We start from the raw sequence: 18,162 nt of genomic DNA, 5'->3' as shown, positions 1-18,162 counted from the left end.
ACCTTAAACCGTTACGGACACAAACGCCCATGAAACCGCTGTACTTAGGCTCGCTCCTGCTACTAATCGCCGGCTGCTCGCCAATCCCGCAATACGAAGCCCCCGCCAACGCCCCGCAAGCGCAGATTCGCAGCGAAATGGACGCAATGATCAACCGTCACAACTACCTGACCCTTAGCGCAGCGCCGACCATGGCCTGCAAGTACGGCCGGTCGGTGCCCGTGACACCCGCTCGGCAACTGTTCTCGGTCTGGGGTGGATACCCATCGACACCATCGACACCTGAAGGTTTTCGAGCCATTGAAGCGGGCAAGCCGATTCACCTGGTGTTGGAGGGCGGGGCCAGCGGCAAACGCAGATGCACGGTCGATTTTGTCACTGAGTTCATGCCGGGCGCCCGCTATGTGATCAAGGGCGGCATCACCGACGGCCCAAATGTCTTGAGCGGCTGCCAGATCAACATCGTCGATCTGGATTCTGGGGATCGACTCTTTCAGGCCGGGCAGTCACCGGCCAACGGCTGTGCTCTGGATCGGCTGTCACTGCCGAGGCCTTGATCACGCGCGCTGGTTGAGTACGCGGTCGTTAAGTTTGTAGTCGTTGTGAAATGACGCTGAAAAATAAGATGACAGATCTTTATTTAAATAGATCTGTCACCTTCTTTTGTCATGGGCATCAGTCCAGCAATGCGACTTTTTTCAACAAATCGTAAAGCCCATCAGGCACCAACGGCGATTCGTCAGTAAAGCTTGCGCATGAATGCCACTTCGCTGTAAACGCAGCGCCATCGCTCTCTTGAGCGCTCAAGTACGGCAATTCGTAAACAGCGCGATCCACAAACTTCGCATCGTAAACCTGGACGATTTCGTGTCCTGGCTTACCGGCATACGTAAAGATGCTTTCAAGCGTACCGATCAATCGGAGATCTGTTATCGGCAAACCGAGTTCTTCCTGAATCTCTCGCACAACGGCTTCGGCGCTGGTTTCGCCAAAGTCGATACCTCCGCCGAGCGGCCGGAAGAAGGTTTGTTTTGTGGTGGGGTCGCAGAATTCGTTGACCAGTACCTTTCCATCGTGATGGAAGACACAGAGTGCAAGTGCACGGATGCGCTGGGTAGTCATGCAGGAAAGTCCATTTACTTTGAAGAATGCCTGTAGCAACGGACGAAGGTTGCTACAGGTCAGTATCCATTTTCGATATCAGAAGTTAGCTGGGGTGTTGGCACTGATGATTTCTGCCTCATCCGCCCCAATATTGCGAAACCGATGCGGCAGCGTCGTCGGGAAGTAATACCCATCCCCAGCATTCAATACACTAATCTGCCCATCCACCGTCAACTCAACCGTCCCGCGCGTCACCAGCCCACACTCCTCGCCTTCCGAGTGGACGATAGGTTCCTCACCAGAGCTCGCCCCAGGCGCGTACTGCTCGCGCAACAAGCGCATCTGCCGACTCGGCACTGAAGCGCCAATCAGCAACAACCGCAGCCCATGCCGCCCGAGATCCGGCTGTTCATTCGCCCGAAACACGTATTGATGCTCGCGCGGTGGCTGGTCGAAGGTGAAGAAGTCCGCCAAGGACATGGGAATGCCTTCGAGCAGTTTCTTGAGGGAGCTGACGGAGGGGCTGACGCGATTTTGTTCGATCAGGGAGATGGTGGCATTGGTGACGCCGCTACGCCGGGCCAGCTCGCGCTGGGACATTTTGTAGCTTTCGCGTACTAATTTGAGTCGTGAGCCCGTGTCCATGACAGCCTTATGTGTGAACTACTTAAGGGGTTATGGGGGTGGATGGCGGGCGACTTTTGGCCGCGAGGAACACCGCTTCCCTGTCCCAGAAACGTGAAAGGCGGGTATTAAATCACGTTTGTTCGTGTTGCTCAGCAGGTTCGATAGACGGCTGAACAAAAAGGTTCATGTGGCTGATGCTGTTCGGTTTCGGTGCGAGTGATGGTGATGTGTCAGGCAATGTCAGGGTGGCTGATATGGCTTCTTCGCGAGCAAGCTTTGCTCCTACAGATTGATCCAGCTCGAGCGCATAGTTTGTGCCTGACATAGATCTCTTGTAGCAGCTGAGCTTGCTCGCGATGGCGGTGTGTCAGGCGACATTGATGGCGACTGGCATGACCTCTTCGCGAGCAAGCTTTGCTCCTACGGGGATAACGCTAGATCCCGAACCGATCACGCAACGCATAGTACGCAGCGCCCATTGCTGTAAGCGGCGCCTGGAAGGTGCGGCCGCCGAGCATGGGCATGTGTGGCAGGGAGGCGAAAGCATCGAAGCGTTCGGCGTCGCCGCGGATCATTTCGCTGATGAGTTTGCCGGCCAGGTGTGAGCAGGTGACGCCGTGGCCGCTGTAGCCTTGCATGTAGTAGGCGTTTTTCTCGATGCGGCCGAATTGCGGCATGCGGGACATGGTCAGCAGGAAGTTGCCGGTCCAGCGGTAGTCGATTTTCACGTCCTTCAGTTGCGGGAAGGTCTTGAGGATTTTTGGTTTGATCAGTTGCTCGATGTCGTCCGGTTCGCGGGCGCCGTAGACCACGCCGCCGCCGTACAGCAAGCGGTTGTCGGCGGTGAGGCGGTAGTAGTCGAGCAGGTAGTTGCAGTCTTCGACGCAGTAGTTGTTTTTGATCAGGCTGCGCGCAACCTTCTCGGACAACGGTTCGGTGACGACGATTTGCGAGCCGCACGGCATGCTTTTGCGCGTGACGCGGTTGTCGAGGTCTTGCGGCAGGTAGGCGTTGCCGGCGATCAGCAGGTACTTGGCGCGGACCACGCCTTTGGCGGTGCGCACGGTGATCGGTTCGCCGTAAGTGATTTCCACTGCGGCCGATTGTTCGTAGATTTTGCCGCCCAGGCCGATGATGGCCGAGGCTTCGCCGAGGGCCAGGTTCAGCGGGTGGATGTGGCCGCCCTGCATGTCGAGCAGGCCGCCGACGTAGTTGTCGCAACCCACTTCGCGCTTGATGTCCGCCGCGTCGAGCATTTTCAGGTTTTTGTTGCCGTAGCGTTCCCAGCTGCTTTTCTGCTCGGCCAGGCCTTTGAGTTGCTTCTTGTTCAGCGCAGCAAAGATGCCGCCCGGCTTGTAGTCGCACTGGATGTCGTAGTGTTGTATGCGCTGACGGATGATGTCGGCGCCTTCGAAGATCATGCTGCCGAGGACTTCGGCGGTTTTGTCGCCGTAGCGTTCTTCGATCACGTCGACGTCGCGGCTGTAGGAGTTGACCAGTTGGCCGCCGTTGCGACCGCTGGCGCCGAAGCCGACTTTGGCGGCTTCGAGCACAGTCACGCTGTAGCCGGCTTCGGCGAGGAACAGCGCCGAGGACAAACCGGTGTAGCCGGCGCCGATGATGCAGACGTCGCACTCGACCAGTTCTTCAAGCACCGGGAATTCGCCGGTGAAGTTGCGGGTGGCGGCGTAGTAGCTGTTTACATGTGTTGTGGGTTTCATACGTTTCTCCGATGGCCGCCAGCACGTGCCGGCGACCGCCGCTGTAAAGGTGTTAGAGCTTGATCCAGGTCGCTTTGAGTTCGGTGTATTTGTCGAACGCATGCAGCGATTTGTCCCGACCGTTACCCGACTGCTTGAACCCGCCGAACGGTGCGGTCATGTCGCCGCCGTCGTACTGGTTGACCCAGACGCTACCGGCGCGCAAGCCACGGGCGAAGGTGTGGGCCTTGCTCAGGTTGCTGGTCCACACGCCGGCGGCCAGGCCGAAGATGCTGTCGTTGGCAATCGACAGCGCTTCATCGAAGGTGTCGAAGGTGATCAGCGACAGCACCGGGCCGAAGATTTCTTCCCGGGCGATGGTCATGGCGTTGGTCACGCCGTCGAAAATCGCCGGTTCCACGTACAGCCCCCCGGTGCTTTCGAGGGTGCGGCTGCCGCCGGCGATCAGTTGCGCGCCCTGGTCTTTGCCGATCTGGATGTAGCGCAACACGTTGTCCAGTTGACGCTGATCGACCACGGCGCCGACGGTGGTTTGCGGATCGAGAGCGTGCCCCGGTTTCCAGGCTTGCAGCGCTTCCACCAGCAGCGGAATGAACTGCTCACGAATCGAACGCTCCACCAGCAATCGCGAGCCAGCGGTGCAGACTTCGCCCTGGTTGAAGGCAATCGCCCCCGCCGCTGCTTGTGCTGCCGCGCGCAAATCCGGCGCGTCGGCGAACACCACGTTTGGACTCTTCCCCCCTGCTTCGAGCCAAACGCGTTTCATGTTGCTTTGCCCGGCGTAAATCAGCAGTTGCTTGGCAATCGCAGTGGAGCCGGTGAAGGCCAGCACGTCGACGTCCATGTGCAACGCCAGCGCTTTGCCGACGGTGTGACCGTAGCCCGGCAGGACGTTGAACACGCCTTTCGGGATGCCGGCGTCCAGCGCCAATTGCGCGATGCGGATCGCGGTCAGTGGCGACTTTTCCGAAGGCTTGAGAATGAACGAGTTGCCGGCGGCCAGGGCCGGGGCGAACTTCCAGCTGGCCATGATCAGCGGGAAGTTCCACGGCACGATGGCGGCGACAACGCCCGTCGGTTCGCGGGTGATGAGGCCGAGTTGATCGTGGGGCGTGGCGGCGACTTCGTCGTAGATCTTGTCGATGGCTTCGGCGCTCCAGCGGATCGCGTTAGCGGTCGCCGGGATGTCGATGTTCATGGAATCGCTGATCGGTTTGCCCATGTCGAGGGTTTCGAGCAGGGCCAGTTCTTCCTGATGGGCCAGGATCAGATCGGCGAAGCGGATCAGGATGCGTTTGCGCTCGGCCGGGGCTTGTTTGGCCCAGATGCCGGACTCGAACGTCTGCCGTGCAACGGCGACGGCCGCGTTGGCATCGGCCTCGTCGGTGCTGGCGACGTTGGCCAGGAAGCGGCCGTCTACCGGGCTGATGCATTCGAAGGTGTCACCGCTAAGTGCTGCGCGGTATTGACCGTCGATAAAGGCCCGGCCTTCGATGGATAAGGACTGGAAGCGTTGTTCCCAGTCGCTGCGAGTGTTTGTCATTGTTGTGACTCGACGCAGAGGAATAAGTAGTTGTTGGATTGAAGCCAGCCAGTGAAGCAGTCTCAGCCGTAGCGCGTTCTTTTGTAGCAGCTGGCGAAGCCTGCGTTCGGCTGCGAAGCAGTCGTGAAATCAGGCGATGCGGTGCTTCAGGAAGGCTCAGCGCTCAGGTTTTACGACTGCTTCGCAGCCGAACGCAGGCTTCGCCAGCTGCTACAGGTTTCGTTGCCGCCTAACTGACTGGTGTCAGCCCATCAAACGGTGTGCAAATACCAGTTGTACTCAAGGTCCGAGATGGAGTTCTCGAACTCGGCCAGCTCGCTTTCCTTGCACGCCACGAACACGTCGATGTAGAGCGGGTCGATGTATTTGGCCATGACTTCGCTGTCGTCCAGCTCGCGCAGTGCATCGCGCAGGTTGTTCGGCAGGCTTTGCTCGTTCTGCTCGTAGCTGTTGCCTTCGACCGGTGGGCCGGGCTCGATTTCGTTGGTCAAGCCGTGGTGAATACCGGCCAGGACCGAGGCCATCAACAGATACGGGTTGGCATCGGCGCCGGCCACGCGGTGCTCGATGCGCACCGAGTCCGCCGAACCGGTCGGCACACGCACCGCAACGGTACGGTTGTCGATGCCCCAGCTCGGCGAGTTCGGTACGTAGAACTGCGCGCCGAAGCGGCGGTACGAGTTGACGTTCGGGCACAGGAACGCCATCTGCGCCGGCAGGGTCTCGAGCACACCGCCGATCGCGTGACGCAGTGCGGCGTTCTGCTCGGGATCCTCGCTGGCAAAGATGTTGTTGCCTTCTTTGTCGAGAATCGAAATGTGTACGTGCAAACCGTTGCCCGCCTGACCCGGATATGGCTTGGCCATAAACGTGGTGTCCATCTCGTGGTCGTAGGCGATGTTCTTCACCAGACGCTTGAGCAACACCGCGTAGTCGCAGGCCTTGATCGGGTCGTTGACGTGATGCAGGTTGACTTCGAACTGCGCCGGGGCGCTTTCCTTGACAATGGCGTCGGCCGGGATGCCCTGCTCTTTCGCGCCTTCGAGGATGTCTTGCAGGCAATCGACGTACTCGTCGAGGTCGTCGATCAAGTACACCTGAGTTGAAACCGGACGCTTGCCCGATACCGGCGAACGCGGCGACTGTGGACGACCGTTCACGTTGTCCTGATCGATCAGGTAGAACTCGAGTTCAAACGCCGCGCAGATGGTCAGACCCATGTCGTCGAATTTGCGCACCACATTCGCCAGCACTTCACGCGGATCGGCGAAGAACGGCTGGCCTTCCAGTTCGTGCATGGTCATCAGCAATTGCGCGGTCGGGCGCTTCTGCCAAGGCTCGATGCTCAGGGTGTCAGGGATGGGGTAGCAGATTCGATCGGAGTCGCCGATGTCCAGACCCAGGCCGGTGCTTTCCACCGTAGAACCGTTGATGTCCAGGGCAAAGAGTGACGCCGGGAGGTTGATGCCTTTTTCGTAAACCTTATGAAGACTGGTGCGTTCGATGCGCTTGCCGCGCACCACACCGTTCATATCCGCAATCAGAAGGTCGACGTACAAAACCTCAGGATATTTCTTAAGGAATGCGTTTGCTTCGTTGAGTTGAACGGTACGCAGGGGGACCGACATGATGCACCTATTAGCTGTTAATTATTATGTTCACTACGGTGTTGCGAGCCCAGTCAACCCGAACGGCAAAGTGAAGTCAATAGCGAACACTTGGCCTTTCAACCTTTATTTTCGGGCCTTTTATGAGCACAACAGTGCCAGATAGGTCGCCAGAGCCGCGTAAACCCTCAGCATCGGACGACCGGCGTTTAGAATTTTTTACATGAGAGTTGTTAATTAAAATCAACAAGGCTAAGCTCCGGAAAAGCTCGTTCAAGTGTGAAACTTCGAGGTGATAAAAATGGCATTCAAGCCATTGATCGGCGTTACAGCGTGCATCAAACAGATTGGCCTGCACCCCTACCACGTCAGCGGCGACAAGTACTTGCGTGCTGTCAGCGTCGCGGCTCTGGGGCTGCCCGTGGTCATTCCTTCCCTGGGCGAACTGACCGACATCGAGGACCTGCTCACGCAGCTCGACGGTCTGTTGCTGACCGGCTCGCCATCGAATGTGGAACCCTTCCACTATCAAGGTCCCGCCAGCGCCCCCGGCACCGATCACGATCCGGCGCGGGACGCCACGACCCTTCCTTTATTGCGTGCAGCCATTGCCGCCGGCGTGCCGGTGCTCGGCATCTGTCGCGGCTTTCAGGAAATGAACGTGGCGTTCGGTGGCAGCCTGCATCAGAAGGTGCATGAACTGCCCGGGATGCTCGATCACCGTGAGGCGGATCATCCGGAGTTGGCGGTGCAGTACGCACCGGCTCACGCGGTGACTGTGCAGCCTGGTGGTGTGTTCGAAGCGCTGGAGCTGCCTGCCGAGTTCATGGTCAATTCGATTCATAGCCAAGGCATTGATCGATTGGCGCCGGGCCTGCGTTGCGAAGCGGTGGCGCCGGACGGTTTGGTCGAAGCGATCTCGGTGGACCACAGCCCAACCTTCGCCGTCGGCGTGCAATGGCACCCGGAATGGCAGGTGCTTTCGAATCCTCCTTATTTAAGTATTTTCCAGGCGTTTGGCGACGCGTGCCGGCAACGGGCGGCGCTACGTAAAAAACGCTGACGACTTAAACCCTCATCCAACGATTTAACTGCCCCCGTGAACGGGCAGGTGCGCCGACGCGCGCTGCCTCTTCACGCGTAAAAAACGAAACAAGACAACAACAAGTACCACCAGGCAGCCAGGACGGCGGCGCCGAATAAGCCCGAGCAGTACGCACCAGTGAGTCAAGCGCAACGTCCTGTAGGCGCTGCTAAAGGCTGCGATCTTTTGATCTTAAAGAGCAACGTCAAAAGATCGCAGCCTTTGGCAGCGCCTACAGGGACCGCGTTTGAATTGATTGGCACCGTACGACCCGGGCTTGCAATCAACTATTAAGTCAGGCCGCGTTGGCCCGACGACTGAAACCTGTTGGGAGTTTCACATGGCAAATGCCTCCAGCACTTACAGGAAGGCTCTTGAAGGTCACCAGGCACCGAAAAAGGTCCTGGTGAAAATCGATCGCGTGACCAAGAAGTTCGACGAAACCACCGCTGTGGACGATGTGTCCCTGGAGATCCACCAGGGCGAAATATTCGCCCTGCTCGGTGGTTCCGGCTCGGGCAAATCGACCTTGCTGCGCATGCTCGCCGGCTTCGAGCGCCCGACCGAAGGCCGGATCTTGCTCGACGGTGTCGACATCACCGACATGCCGCCTTACGAGCGGCCGATCAACATGATGTTCCAGTCCTACGCGCTGTTCCCGCACATGACGGTGGCGCAGAACATCGCCTTCGGCCTGAAGCAGGATCGGTTGTCCGCCAGCGAAATCGACGCCCGTGTGGAAGAGATGCTGCGCCTGGTGCACATGACCCAATACGCCAAACGCAAACCCCATCAGTTGTCCGGCGGCCAGCGTCAACGTGTCGCCCTCGCCCGCTCCCTGGCCAAGCGTCCGAAGCTGTTGTTGCTCGACGAACCCATGGGCGCGCTGGATAAAAAGCTGCGTTCGCAGATGCAACTGGAACTGGTGCAGATCATCGAGCGGGTCGGCGTGACCTGCGTGATGGTGACCCACGACCAGGAAGAAGCCATGACCATGGCGGAACGCATCGCGATCATGCACCTTGGTTGGATCGCCCAGATCGGCAGCCCGGTGGACATCTATGAAGCGCCGGTCAGCCGCATGGTCTGCGAATTCATCGGTAACGTGAACGCCTTCGACGGCACCGTGGTCGAGGATCTGGAAGGTCACGCGATCATCCACAGCCCCGACCTGGAGCAGAAGATTTACGTCGGTCACGGCGTCAGCACGTCGGTGCAGGACAAGTCGATCACCTACGCCATCCGCCCGGAAAAAATGCTCGTCAGCACCCTCAAGCCCGAGCAGCGCTACAACTGGTCCCAAGGCAAAGTGCATGACATCGCCTACCTCGGCGGCCACTCGGTGTTCTACGTCGAACTGCCCGGCGGCAAAGTCGTGCAGTCGTTCATGGCCAACGCCGAACGCCGGGGCGCACGTCCGACCTGGGACGATCAGGTCTACGTGTGGTGGGAAGACGACAGCGGCGTGGTACTGCGCTCATGAAAACCTTCAATCAGCAATTCCTGAGACTGGTCCCCAGCGGGCGCAAATTGGTGATCGGCATTCCGTTCATCTGGCTGTTCCTGTTCTTCATGCTGCCGTTCTTTTTGGTGATGAAGATCAGCTTTTCGGAAGCGGCGCTGGCGATTCCGCCGTACTCGGAGATCTACACCTTCGCCGAACAGAAATTTCAGCTGCTGCTCAACCTCGGCAACTACAGCCTGCTGACCCAGGATGAGTTGTACATCTCGGCGTACCTCGGCTCGCTGAAAGTGGCGTTGCTCAGTACGGTGATGTGCCTGGTGATCGGCTTCCCGATGGCTTATGCGATTACCAAGGCCAAAAAGGAAACGCAAAACGTCCTGATGCTGCTGATCATGATGCCGACCTGGACTGCGATCCTGATCCGCGTGTATGCGTGGATGGGCATCCTCAGCAACAACGGTTTGCTCAACGCGTTCCTGATGTGGACCGGGCTGACCTCGGCGCCGATCGAGATCCTCAACACCAACACAGCGGTCTACATCGGGGTGGTTTACGCCTACCTGCCGTTCATGGTGCTGCCGCTGTACGCCAACCTGGTCAAGCACGATGAAAGCCTGTTGGAAGCCGCGTCGGACCTGGGTTCGAGCAACTTCAACAACTTCTGGAAAATCACCGTGCCGCTGGCCAAGAACGGCATCATCGCCGGTTGCATGCTGGTGTTCATTCCGGTGGTGGGTGAGTTCGTGATTCCGGAACTGCTGGGCGGCCCGGAGACGCTGATGATCGGCCGTGTGCTGTGGCAAGAGTTCTTCAATAACCGCGACTGGCCGGTGGCGTCTGCCTTGGCGGTGGTGATGCTGTTGATCCTGATTGTGCCGATTCTGCTGTTCAACCGCAGCCAGGCCAAAGAGATGGAGGCACGGGGATGAAACGCTTCGGATTTTCAAAGTTCATGCTGATTTTCGGCCTGTCGTTTATCTATCTGCCGATGCTGATCCTGGTGATCTACTCGTTCAACGCCTCGAAACTGGTGACAGTGTGGGGCGGCTGGTCGGTCAAGTGGTACGCCGGTTTGCTCGACAACACGCAACTGATGGGCTCGGTGGTGCGCTCGCTGGAAATCGCCTGCTACACCGCAATTGCTGCGGTGGCGCTGGGGACGTTGGCGGCGTTTGTGCTGACCCGCGTGACCCGCTTCAAGGGTCGCACGCTGTTCGGTGGTTTGGTGACGGCGCCGTTGGTGATGCCGGAAGTGATTACTGGCCTGTCGCTGTTGCTGCTGTTCGTGGCCATGGCGCAGTTGATCGGCTGGCCGCAGGAACGCGGGTTGGTGACGATCTGGATTGCGCACACGACGTTCTGTGCCGCGTATGTAGCGGTGGTAGTTTCTGCGCGACTGCGTGAGCTGGATCTGTCCATTGAAGAGGCGGCCATGGACCTCGGTGCGCGGCCGTTGAAGGTGTTCTTTTTGATCACCATTCCGATGATTGCGCCATCGTTGGCGGCCGGCGGCATGATGTCGTTTGCCTTGTCGCTGGATGATTTGGTACTGGCGAGCTTCGTGTCGGGTCCGGGTTCCACAACCCTACCAATGGAAGTGTTCTCAGCGGTGCGTCTGGGCGTGAAGCCTGAGATCAATGCCGTGGCCAGCCTGATTCTGCTCGCCGTTTCGATCGTGACGTTCATGGTCTGGTACTTCAGCCGCCGCGCCGAAGCCACCCGCAAACGCGCAATCCAGGAAGCGATGGACCAGACGGCCAGCGAATCGTGGCAGCCACAGAACAAGAAAATGGTAGAAGCGACGGCCTAAGGGCCTGCAACACGCACACTTTGTAGCAGCTGGCGCAGCCTGCGTTCGGCTGCGAAGCAGTCGTGAATTCAGACTCTGCGGTTCTTTCAGGAAGATTGAATTCGCAGGTTTTACGACTGCTTCGCAGCCGAACGCAGGCTTCGCCAGCTGCTACAAGGGTGCGCCGAGACTGCAATTGTTTTGCGAATTTGAATAAAAAGAATGGAGTTGTACCGATGAAAATGTTTGGCAGGACTCTGCTGACACTGTCCTTACTGGGTGCCATGGCGACGGTTGCCCAAGCCGACGACAAGGTTCTGCGCGTCTACAACTGGTCGGATTACATCGCCCCGGACACGGTCAAGAAGTTCGAAGACGAGACCGGGATCCGTGTGACCTACGATGTGTTCGACAGTAACGAAACCCTTGAGGCACGCCTGCTGGCGGGTAAATCCGGCTACGACATCGTGGTGCCGTCCAACAGTTTCCTGGCCAAGCAGATCAAGGCGGGCGTGTATCAGACGCTGGACAAATCGAAGCTGCCGAACTGGAAAAACCTCAACCCGGTGCTGCTGAAAAACGCCTCGGCCAGCGACCCGGATAACGCTCACGCCTTCCCGTACATGTGGGGCTCGATCGGCATCGGTTTCAACCCGGCGAAGGTCAAGGAAGTGCTTGGGGCCAACGCGCCGACCAATTCCTGGGACCTGCTGTTCAAACCGGAAAACGCGGAAAAACTGAAAGCCTGCGGCATCAGTTTCCTTGATTCGCCAACCGAGATGCTCCCGGCCGCCCTGCACTATCTGGGCTATCCGGTGAATTCCCAGGACAAGGCGCAGATTGCTGAAGCCGAAGCGCTGTTCATGAAAATTCGGCCGTCGGTGGCGTACTTCCATTCCTCGAAGTACATCTCCGACCTGGCCAACGGCAATATCTGCGTGGCCGTCGGTTACTCCGGTGATGTGCTGCAGGCCAAGGCCCGCGCCAAGGAAGCCGGCGACACGGTGAAGATCGACTACAGCATCCCGAAAGAAGGCGCCGGCAGTTTCTACGACATGGTCGCCATCCCACGGGATGCGGCGAACGTCGACAACGCCTACCTGTTCATGAACTTCCTGATGCGCCCGGACATCATCGCCGAGATCACCAACAACATCGGCTACAGCAACGCCAACGCGGCAGCGACACCGTTGGTGGATGAAGCGATTCGTGACGATCCGGGTTCGTACCCGCCGCAGGATGTGATGGCGACGTTGTATGCGATTCCGGATATGCCGATTGGCGTGCAGCGCGTGATGACCCGGGGCTGGACCCGCGTAAAACTCGGTAAATAACTGACACACCGATCGTTCCCACGCTCTGCGTGGGAATGCAGCCCGGGACGCTCCGCGTCCCTTCCAGAGCCGAACGCGGAGTGTCCGTGGAGGCATTCCCACGCGGAGCGTAGGAACGATCGGTGGCTCCCCTCTTCCGTTCACGCAGCGCCTTACCACCGCTGCACTTCCTGCGAACGGCCTCACCTGGCTCCTCGGTCAAGGTGAATTTCAGGCGCCCTCGGGCGCCTTTTTTTGGTCCTGGGACACCAGCGGCCATTCGGCCAGTGCTCGGTAATGGCCCTTGTGGGATTCGAACAGTGTGAAACGATCAGCCCGCAGGATAAATTCGGGCGGCGATTCGGACTCAGGCACCGGCAATCGATAGTCCCGCATCAAAGTCAGATGCGGTCGAAACTCCTTCGGCGAATCCTCACACCCGAACGGCAATATCGCCTGTTCCAAGGCGTAAACCAGCCGCAGCAACTCAGGCGGCGCCTCCTGCGGCACGAGTACCAAAACTCCGTGCTTGCGCCAGACATCCAGCCGATCCAGCACCACCCGCAACGGCACACTTGGCACGCGCACATTCGCCGCCGCCGTGCAGAGGTCGGCAATCTGCGCCACGCTCACCGCGCCCAAAAATTTCAACGTCAGATGGAAATTTTCCGCCGGCACCGGCCGTCCGCTGCGCAGTTGTAGAGCGCTGCGCCACTGGGCAATCGCCCGGCGCGGCTCGGGAGCGCAGTTCAAGGCGAAAAACAGCCGCTTGACCGGTTCATGGGATTCGTCGCTCACGCCTGGCACCTCCTGACATGCACGTTATAGTTGAACCAACCGAATCAACCGGAGGGCGCCATGCGAGAGATCATCAGCAAAGAGCCATGGTGGGCGATGCCGCCGCAACCCGGTCAGGACGAGGCCGAGCTGGAATGGGGCTGGCTGGTTCACTATAGCGAAGGTGAGCCGCGTTTCGAGTTCGTCCGGGAGCGACCGACGGACAACGAGATCCGCAACCGCAAGAGTTGCAGGATCACCCCGGCGCATGAGTGATCCCGCGGTGGTGGTTACGCTTGCAGCACAATGTTGAAACCGCCAAAGACCATGCGCTGGCCATCGAACGGCATCGGATTGACGTCCTGTTGCATGCGCGGATCGACCATGACCTTCTGCATCCCGGCATCGCGAGTGGCCTTGTCGGGCCAGACGATCCAGGAAAAGATCACGGTTTCATCTTCCTTGAGTTTCACCGCCATCGGAAACGAGGTCAGCTTGCCATCTGGCACGTCATCGCCCCAGCATTCGGTAATGCTCAGGGCGCCGGCCTCTTTGAAGATTTTGGCGGCGGTTTCGGCGTGCTTGATGAATTTTTCGCGGTTGGCGGTGGGGACTGCGGCGATTAGGCCGTCGATGTAGGACATGGTCGTTCTCCTGCTGGGTTAGGGGTCGATCTGTTGAGTAGTCGATCCACCCGGGCTCCAATCGACCGGTCCGCCGCCCGAACTGACCGACGGTACTTCAGCGCTCCCCGCCAGGTTGCCCTCGATTTGCGCGGCCATGTACAGCGTTCCCGCCATGACGCCGGTCGTCGGGTTCTGCACCAGTTTCGTCCAGGCCTTGTCGAAGGTATTGCCCAAACTGCTGCGAATCAGCGCCTCGCTGTCCGGCCGGTCATTGGCCCGGATAATCGCGCGGATCCCGGCGACCCCAATGGTGATCAACCCTCCGGCGAGTTTGCCCGCCGCCGCCGCCACCGCACTGGCGGCCCCGCGCGAGGGCAGCTCGGCCTCCATCCGCTGGCTGGCGCGCTTGGCCACCGGCGCCATGGCGGTGTCGGTCGAATCCACACCCTTGTCGCCGCCCGCCTTGTGGATCTTGTCGATCAGCGCCGCATAGGCCGGCAATGTGTTCAGCGGCTGGGTGTGCACGACCTGATAGAGCGAGGCGTCCCGGGCTGGCGGTGGCCCAAGGGCGATGGCGGGGATTTTCTGGAGGCGACCGTTGAGCTGCGCCATCGGTATGCCGTGACGCTGGGAGATTTTCTGCAGTTCTTCCTGAAGAATGTCCACGTAGAACGCCGTGGCCAGGCCGAGAATCGCGTCGGGATCGATCTCCACCGCGACCGGCGCCAGCACCCGTTGCTGGTATTGCTCCAGCAGATACGCCGCCAGGCGCTTGGCCGAGGCATCCTGCTCGCCCGAAGCACTGATCGTGTACCAACTGACCTTCATCGACAGCCACTCTTGGGTCCAGTAACTGCTGAACCAGGGAATGAAGTTCTCTTCGGTCAGTTGATAGACCCGCGTTCGCCAGTAATCCATGGCACCGCGCGCGTAGATCTTGGTCTGTTCGGTGGCCGATTGCGACGCGGCGACGATCTCCCGGTCCACCTGCTGCCAGGTACTCGGCGAAACCACCACCAGCGCCACTTCCGGGGCACGCGTAGGCGTGGCGCATCCCGCCAACACCAGCATCACGACGACGATCAGCGAACGCAGGTTCAAGATCGCGGTGTCCTACAGTCGCTCCCGGACGAAATGCCCGGTGCTTATAAGACTATTGAGTTGAGTATAGGTTGAGGGTTTTGGCCGTTCGTCTGGTGCTCATCAATCTGTAGGAGCGAGGCTTGCCCGCGAAGAGGCCCGCAAGAACGATGAAAAAACCTTCACCATCATTCCTGTTGATATGCACCATCGTAACGAATGCCTTCCGCAAAAAAACCGTCCGGCGCAGGATCGCCCCATACCCAACGCAAACCCCGCATCGGAGGGGCACATCATGTTGATCCATCTCCTGACCTGCCTGGCCCTGACCGCCGTCACGCTGACCCTGTTTTCGCGTTTTTTCCTGGACATCGGCCAAACCGAGGAGCACCCATCATGATCCGCATCGTTACCCTGGCCGTGAGTTTCCCGGTATTCGGCACCAACTACTATTCGCAGCAGGTGGTCTCGCGCAAAGAGATCGCACTGGTGTTCGACAAACAGTTCGAAGACTTGCTGATGCCGGCAGCCGCCAACCACTTCAGTAACGAAGTGGTTGGGCTCAATGATCAGTTCCGTTTTTTGAATGATGTGCTGGTCGAGCACTTGCTCGACACAGAAATGGCCCAACAGCCATCGCGCCAGTTCACCTTCTAACTGGCGTTACTTGCCCAGGTTCTGATTCATCCAACCGGGCTGCTGGTTAGCGCTTTGCCACTGCCGCAAGTTCTCGCAGCCCTGCACGTTGGCTTCAGCCGCATTATTGCGGGCATCGCAGGTTATCGCCCACTTCTGCCGCAGGGTCGGGTACTTGATAAAGTCCGCCCGGGTGGGAGGCTCACAGCCGGATAACAGCGCAGCCGATATCATCACGGCGGTCAATTGCCAGGCAGCCGGATACGATTTTTTTAACTTCATGTTTATTCGTTTTCGGTTAAGGAAAACGCTCCTGACTTTTTTGAGCGGGATCTAACAACTGGCCAGTTGATCAGGGTGTGTGAGAATCCTATGGCCTCAATGGCCCTACCGCCAGATCCACTTCAGCGTCATTTCACAGAGCCATTCCCCAGCTAACAAAATTGTAATTCCGCCATCACCTCCCCGTTATCTCCAGATTGCAACGATGTCACTCGGCGCTCTTACGCACGGGCAATCCCCTTGCGTAGAAAAATAAAACCAAGCCGAAGAACGTTTCAGTTCTGCCGAAACCAAGGAGTGATTGATGGTTAACCCTACAAAATATTCGATGGCTGCTTTAGCGATGCTTGTCAGTTCCGGGCCGTCCCTGGTAGTGGCTGAGGAAAAGACCGGAGGATTTGTTGAAGACAGCAGCCTGACCGTGCTCAACCGCAACTACTACTTCAATCGTGACCACCGCAATGGCCAGTCAAGTCCAACCGGCAATGGCTATTCCGAGGCCTGGTCACACGCGATTATCAGTAAGTTCGAATCCGGGTTTACCCAGGGGACTGTGGGTGTCGGCGTCGATGCGTTCGCCATGATCGGGCTCAAGCTTGATACCGGCGATGGGCGCAATGGTGGCCGCAGTTCGTTCGATGTATTGCCCGTCAATAGCGACGGCGAAGCGCGCGATGAGTACACCAAAGTCGGTGGCGCGGCGAAAGTGCGGGCCTTTGATACGGTGGTGAAAGTCGGTGATGTATTCCCTTCCAACCCGGTGGTGGCGGCCGGTGATTCCCGACTGCTGCCGGAAAGTTTCCGGGGCGTGACCGCGACCAATACCAGCCTTGAAGGCTTGACCGTTCAGGGCGGCCGGCTGCACGCCATGAGCCAGCCGGTCTCCAGCAACCTGCGCGATAACTTTGCGACGTTCTATGCCGGCCCGGTCAATTCGCCGTGGGTTGGCTACTTTGGCGGTGACTACGCGCTGAACAAGAATGTCAGTTTCAGCCTTTATTCCAGCCGCCTCAAAGACGCCTGGAATCAATACTACGGGGGCACCGCGCTGAATTATTCGTTGTCGGATGAGCTCTCGGTGTTTGGCGGCTTGAACTATTACAAAGCCGTCGACGAGGGCAAGCAGTTGCTCGGCAAGTTCGACAACAACATCTGGAGCGGGCGGATTGGCGTGAAGTATGGCGCCCACTCGCTGGCACTGTCTCACCAACGCAATAACGGCAATGACGACTTTGATTATCTGCGCCAGTCGGACTCGATCTTTCTCGACAACTCGATCCAGTACAGCGACTTCAACTCGCCGAAAGAACGCTCCTGGATGGTTCGCTATGACCTCGACATGAGCCCGTATGGTGTGCCTGGCTTGTCGTTCATGACCCGTTACGGTCGTGGCTCCGACGCCGATTACTCCAATGCGAATGCGGTGTACATGCGCCGTGATGCCGACGGCAATCCGCTGACCGACCAGAAACGCTGGGAGCGCAATATCGAGGTGAAATACGTGGTGCAGACCGGCTCGTTGAAAGACATGTCCCTGCGCCTGCGCCAAGCCAATACCCGCGCCACCGCGTTCGAGTCAGACCTGGATGAAGTTCGGGTGATTGTCGAATACCCGCTAGCGATTCTGTAAGGCCCTGCTGCTCAGTTGAATCTCCACATTCACCTTTAGAAGCTCCTTGCTCCTTTGGAAGAGGTGAATTTTTTTGGCGTCCTTCGGGACGCCTTTTTTTGCCTGCAATTTGGCAAATAACCTGTGGGAGATTCCATGTTTGGAGACTTCCCCCCAAACAGGGAATCTCCCACAGAGGATATGGCGACAGACATTAGCCGCGCTGGCGACACTCCCCCGCCACCGCGTACTTGACCGTATTAAGCTGCCCTTGCGAGTCTTCATAAGTCATCGCCGCCGGCACCACAGCACAACGCTTTTCAGGGCGCACCACACTCACGACTTTGACCACGTCCAGCTTCATCCCGTATTCAAACGCGGTCACCACCGGCGCCTGCTTGCCCTGGCTGACGGCGTACTGCGCCATGGCTTGCGTGTTGGCGCTCATCATCTTGTCAAAGGCCCGGTCGCCGCCCCCTTCTGCCAACACGCTTGAAGACATGGCCAGCAACCCGATACAACTAATGACATTAATAAACTTCATACCCGACACCTCGAAAAACAATAAAAACCAACCGATAAAAAAGCCCACCATCGACAATCGATGACGGGCTTGTTCATATTCAGCACGATTACATTTCTTGGGTTTTATCATCCTTGGCTTCATTTACCACCACCGGATCGCTCTTCGCCTGATTGGCCGCAAACGCCTCCACAGCGCGGTCATTCGCCACCATCATGCGTTCGAACGTCCTGTCGCCACCGCCTTCGGCCAATGCAACGGAAGAAACAACCAACGCACCTAACAGTGCACTTACTTGAGCAAGTTTCATTCTGACACCTCATCTATAAATGACGCAGTCAGGGTATCAATCCGAACCTATCGAGACGGTGGCGCC

General features: G+C 58.4%; 20 protein-coding genes. 9 read left to right on the top strand and 11 right to left on the bottom strand.

The genetic code is table 11. The features are described from left to right. Positions 1-29: 29 nt before the first annotated feature. The gene (locus ACA071_RS12985) at positions 30-557 is read left to right on the top strand and encodes a hypothetical protein (RefSeq protein ID WP_497644710.1); all 528 of its coding nucleotides are present in this window, start codon (positions 30-32) and stop codon (positions 555-557) included. A gap of 118 nt (positions 558-675) precedes the next feature. Here ACA071_RS12985 and ACA071_RS12980 read toward each other — a convergent pair whose 3' ends face one another. The 5 genes from ACA071_RS12980 to ACA071_RS12960 form a co-directional block, all read right to left on the bottom strand. Further along, positions 676-1,122, bottom strand: a complete 447-nt coding sequence (locus tag ACA071_RS12980) for an NUDIX hydrolase (protein WP_497644709.1) — start codon at positions 1,120-1,122, stop codon at positions 676-678. 78 nt (positions 1,123-1,200) lie between these two features. Continuing rightward, positions 1,201-1,749 (bottom strand): cupin domain-containing protein, encoded by a 549-nt coding sequence (locus ACA071_RS12975; RefSeq protein ID WP_201189038.1) that lies wholly within the window; start codon positions 1,747-1,749, stop codon positions 1,201-1,203. Between the two features lie 416 nt (positions 1,750-2,165). Beyond that, positions 2,166-3,452: an NAD(P)/FAD-dependent oxidoreductase gene (locus ACA071_RS12970; RefSeq protein ID WP_497644708.1), complete on the bottom strand. Its 1,287-nt coding sequence runs from the start codon at positions 3,450-3,452 to the stop codon at positions 2,166-2,168. A gap of 52 nt (positions 3,453-3,504) precedes the next feature. After that, entirely contained in the window at positions 3,505-4,995 is a 1,491-nt protein-coding gene (locus ACA071_RS12965) for an aldehyde dehydrogenase (protein WP_497644707.1), read from the bottom strand. A gap of 251 nt (positions 4,996-5,246) precedes the next feature. Beyond that, positions 5,247-6,623 carry a glutamine synthetase family protein gene (locus tag ACA071_RS12960; RefSeq protein WP_054051136.1) on the bottom strand — a complete coding sequence of 459 codons (1,377 nt, stop codon included), beginning with the start codon at positions 6,621-6,623 and terminating at the stop codon, positions 5,247-5,249. Between the two features lie 280 nt (positions 6,624-6,903). Between ACA071_RS12960 and ACA071_RS12955 the strand changes: the two genes are divergently transcribed. The 5 genes from ACA071_RS12955 to ACA071_RS12935 all read left to right on the top strand — a co-directional run bounded on the left by ACA071_RS12955 (position 6,904) and on the right by ACA071_RS12935 (position 12,274). Continuing rightward, complete coding sequence (locus ACA071_RS12955; RefSeq protein WP_497644706.1) at positions 6,904-7,665, top strand: gamma-glutamyl-gamma-aminobutyrate hydrolase family protein; 762 nt, start codon at positions 6,904-6,906, stop codon at positions 7,663-7,665. A gap of 361 nt (positions 7,666-8,026) precedes the next feature. Continuing rightward, entirely contained in the window at positions 8,027-9,169 is a 1,143-nt protein-coding gene (potA, locus tag ACA071_RS12950; RefSeq protein ID WP_123409722.1) for a polyamine ABC transporter ATP-binding protein, read from the top strand. Beyond that, positions 9,166-10,080 (top strand): ABC transporter permease subunit, encoded by a 915-nt coding sequence (locus ACA071_RS12945; protein WP_497644705.1) that lies wholly within the window; start codon positions 9,166-9,168, stop codon positions 10,078-10,080. The genes potA and ACA071_RS12945 overlap by 4 nt, the downstream gene beginning before the upstream one ends. Further along, positions 10,077-10,961, top strand: a complete 885-nt coding sequence (locus tag ACA071_RS12940; protein WP_497644704.1) for an ABC transporter permease subunit — start codon at positions 10,077-10,079, stop codon at positions 10,959-10,961. Before ACA071_RS12945 ends, ACA071_RS12940 begins: the two co-directional genes overlap by 4 nt. Before the next feature lie 215 nt (positions 10,962-11,176). Further along, the gene (locus ACA071_RS12935) at positions 11,177-12,274 is read left to right on the top strand and encodes a polyamine ABC transporter substrate-binding protein (protein ID WP_497644703.1); all 1,098 of its coding nucleotides are present in this window, start codon (positions 11,177-11,179) and stop codon (positions 12,272-12,274) included. Between the two features lie 210 nt (positions 12,275-12,484). Here the strand turns inward: ACA071_RS12935 and thpR are convergent, their stop codons facing one another. Further along, a complete protein-coding gene (thpR, locus tag ACA071_RS12930) occupies positions 12,485-13,051 on the bottom strand; it encodes an RNA 2',3'-cyclic phosphodiesterase (RefSeq protein WP_497644702.1) in 567 nt (188 codons plus the stop codon). A 60-nt stretch (positions 13,052-13,111) separates the two neighbouring features. Between thpR and ACA071_RS12925 the strand changes: the two genes are divergently transcribed. Continuing rightward, positions 13,112-13,306 (top strand): hypothetical protein, encoded by a 195-nt coding sequence (locus ACA071_RS12925; RefSeq protein WP_123409727.1) that lies wholly within the window; start codon positions 13,112-13,114, stop codon positions 13,304-13,306. 14 nt (positions 13,307-13,320) lie between these two features. Here the strand turns inward: ACA071_RS12925 and ACA071_RS12920 are convergent, their stop codons facing one another. Further along, positions 13,321-13,674, bottom strand: coding sequence for a DUF1428 domain-containing protein (locus ACA071_RS12920; protein ID WP_497644701.1), 354 nt, complete (start codon positions 13,672-13,674; stop codon positions 13,321-13,323). A gap of 18 nt (positions 13,675-13,692) precedes the next feature. After that, positions 13,693-14,757, bottom strand: coding sequence for a hypothetical protein (locus ACA071_RS12915; protein ID WP_497644700.1), 1,065 nt, complete (start codon positions 14,755-14,757; stop codon positions 13,693-13,695). A 375-nt stretch (positions 14,758-15,132) separates the two neighbouring features. On the opposite strand from ACA071_RS12915, the gene ACA071_RS12910 reads away from it, so the two are divergent. Next, positions 15,133-15,393 (top strand): hypothetical protein, encoded by a 261-nt coding sequence (locus ACA071_RS12910; RefSeq protein ID WP_497644699.1) that lies wholly within the window; start codon positions 15,133-15,135, stop codon positions 15,391-15,393. Positions 15,394-15,399: 6 nt separating this feature from the next. On the opposite strand, the gene ACA071_RS12905 is transcribed toward ACA071_RS12910, so the two are convergent. After that, entirely contained in the window at positions 15,400-15,654 is a 255-nt protein-coding gene (locus tag ACA071_RS12905; protein WP_497644698.1) for a hypothetical protein, read from the bottom strand. A gap of 304 nt (positions 15,655-15,958) precedes the next feature. Here ACA071_RS12905 and ACA071_RS12900 point away from each other — a divergent pair, with 304 nt between their 5' ends. Continuing rightward, a complete protein-coding gene (locus tag ACA071_RS12900; protein ID WP_497644697.1) occupies positions 15,959-17,284 on the top strand; it encodes an OprD family porin in 1,326 nt (441 codons plus the stop codon). Between the two features lie 193 nt (positions 17,285-17,477). On the opposite strand, the gene ACA071_RS12895 is transcribed toward ACA071_RS12900, so the two are convergent. Together ACA071_RS12895 and ACA071_RS12890 are read right to left on the bottom strand one after the other, a co-directional pair. Continuing rightward, positions 17,478-17,807: a DUF2790 domain-containing protein gene (locus ACA071_RS12895; RefSeq protein WP_497645300.1), complete on the bottom strand. Its 330-nt coding sequence runs from the start codon at positions 17,805-17,807 to the stop codon at positions 17,478-17,480. Positions 17,808-17,895: 88 nt separating this feature from the next. Beyond that, positions 17,896-18,096 carry a co-regulatory protein PtrA N-terminal domain-containing protein gene (locus ACA071_RS12890; RefSeq protein WP_497644696.1) on the bottom strand — a complete coding sequence of 67 codons (201 nt, stop codon included), beginning with the start codon at positions 18,094-18,096 and terminating at the stop codon, positions 17,896-17,898. Positions 18,097-18,162: the final 66 nt, after the last annotated feature.

The organism is Pseudomonas sp. LBUM1646 (genome assembly GCF_059716165.1).
Note: the sequence above shows the minus strand (reverse complement) of the source record. Positions and strands in the feature narration are given on the sequence as shown.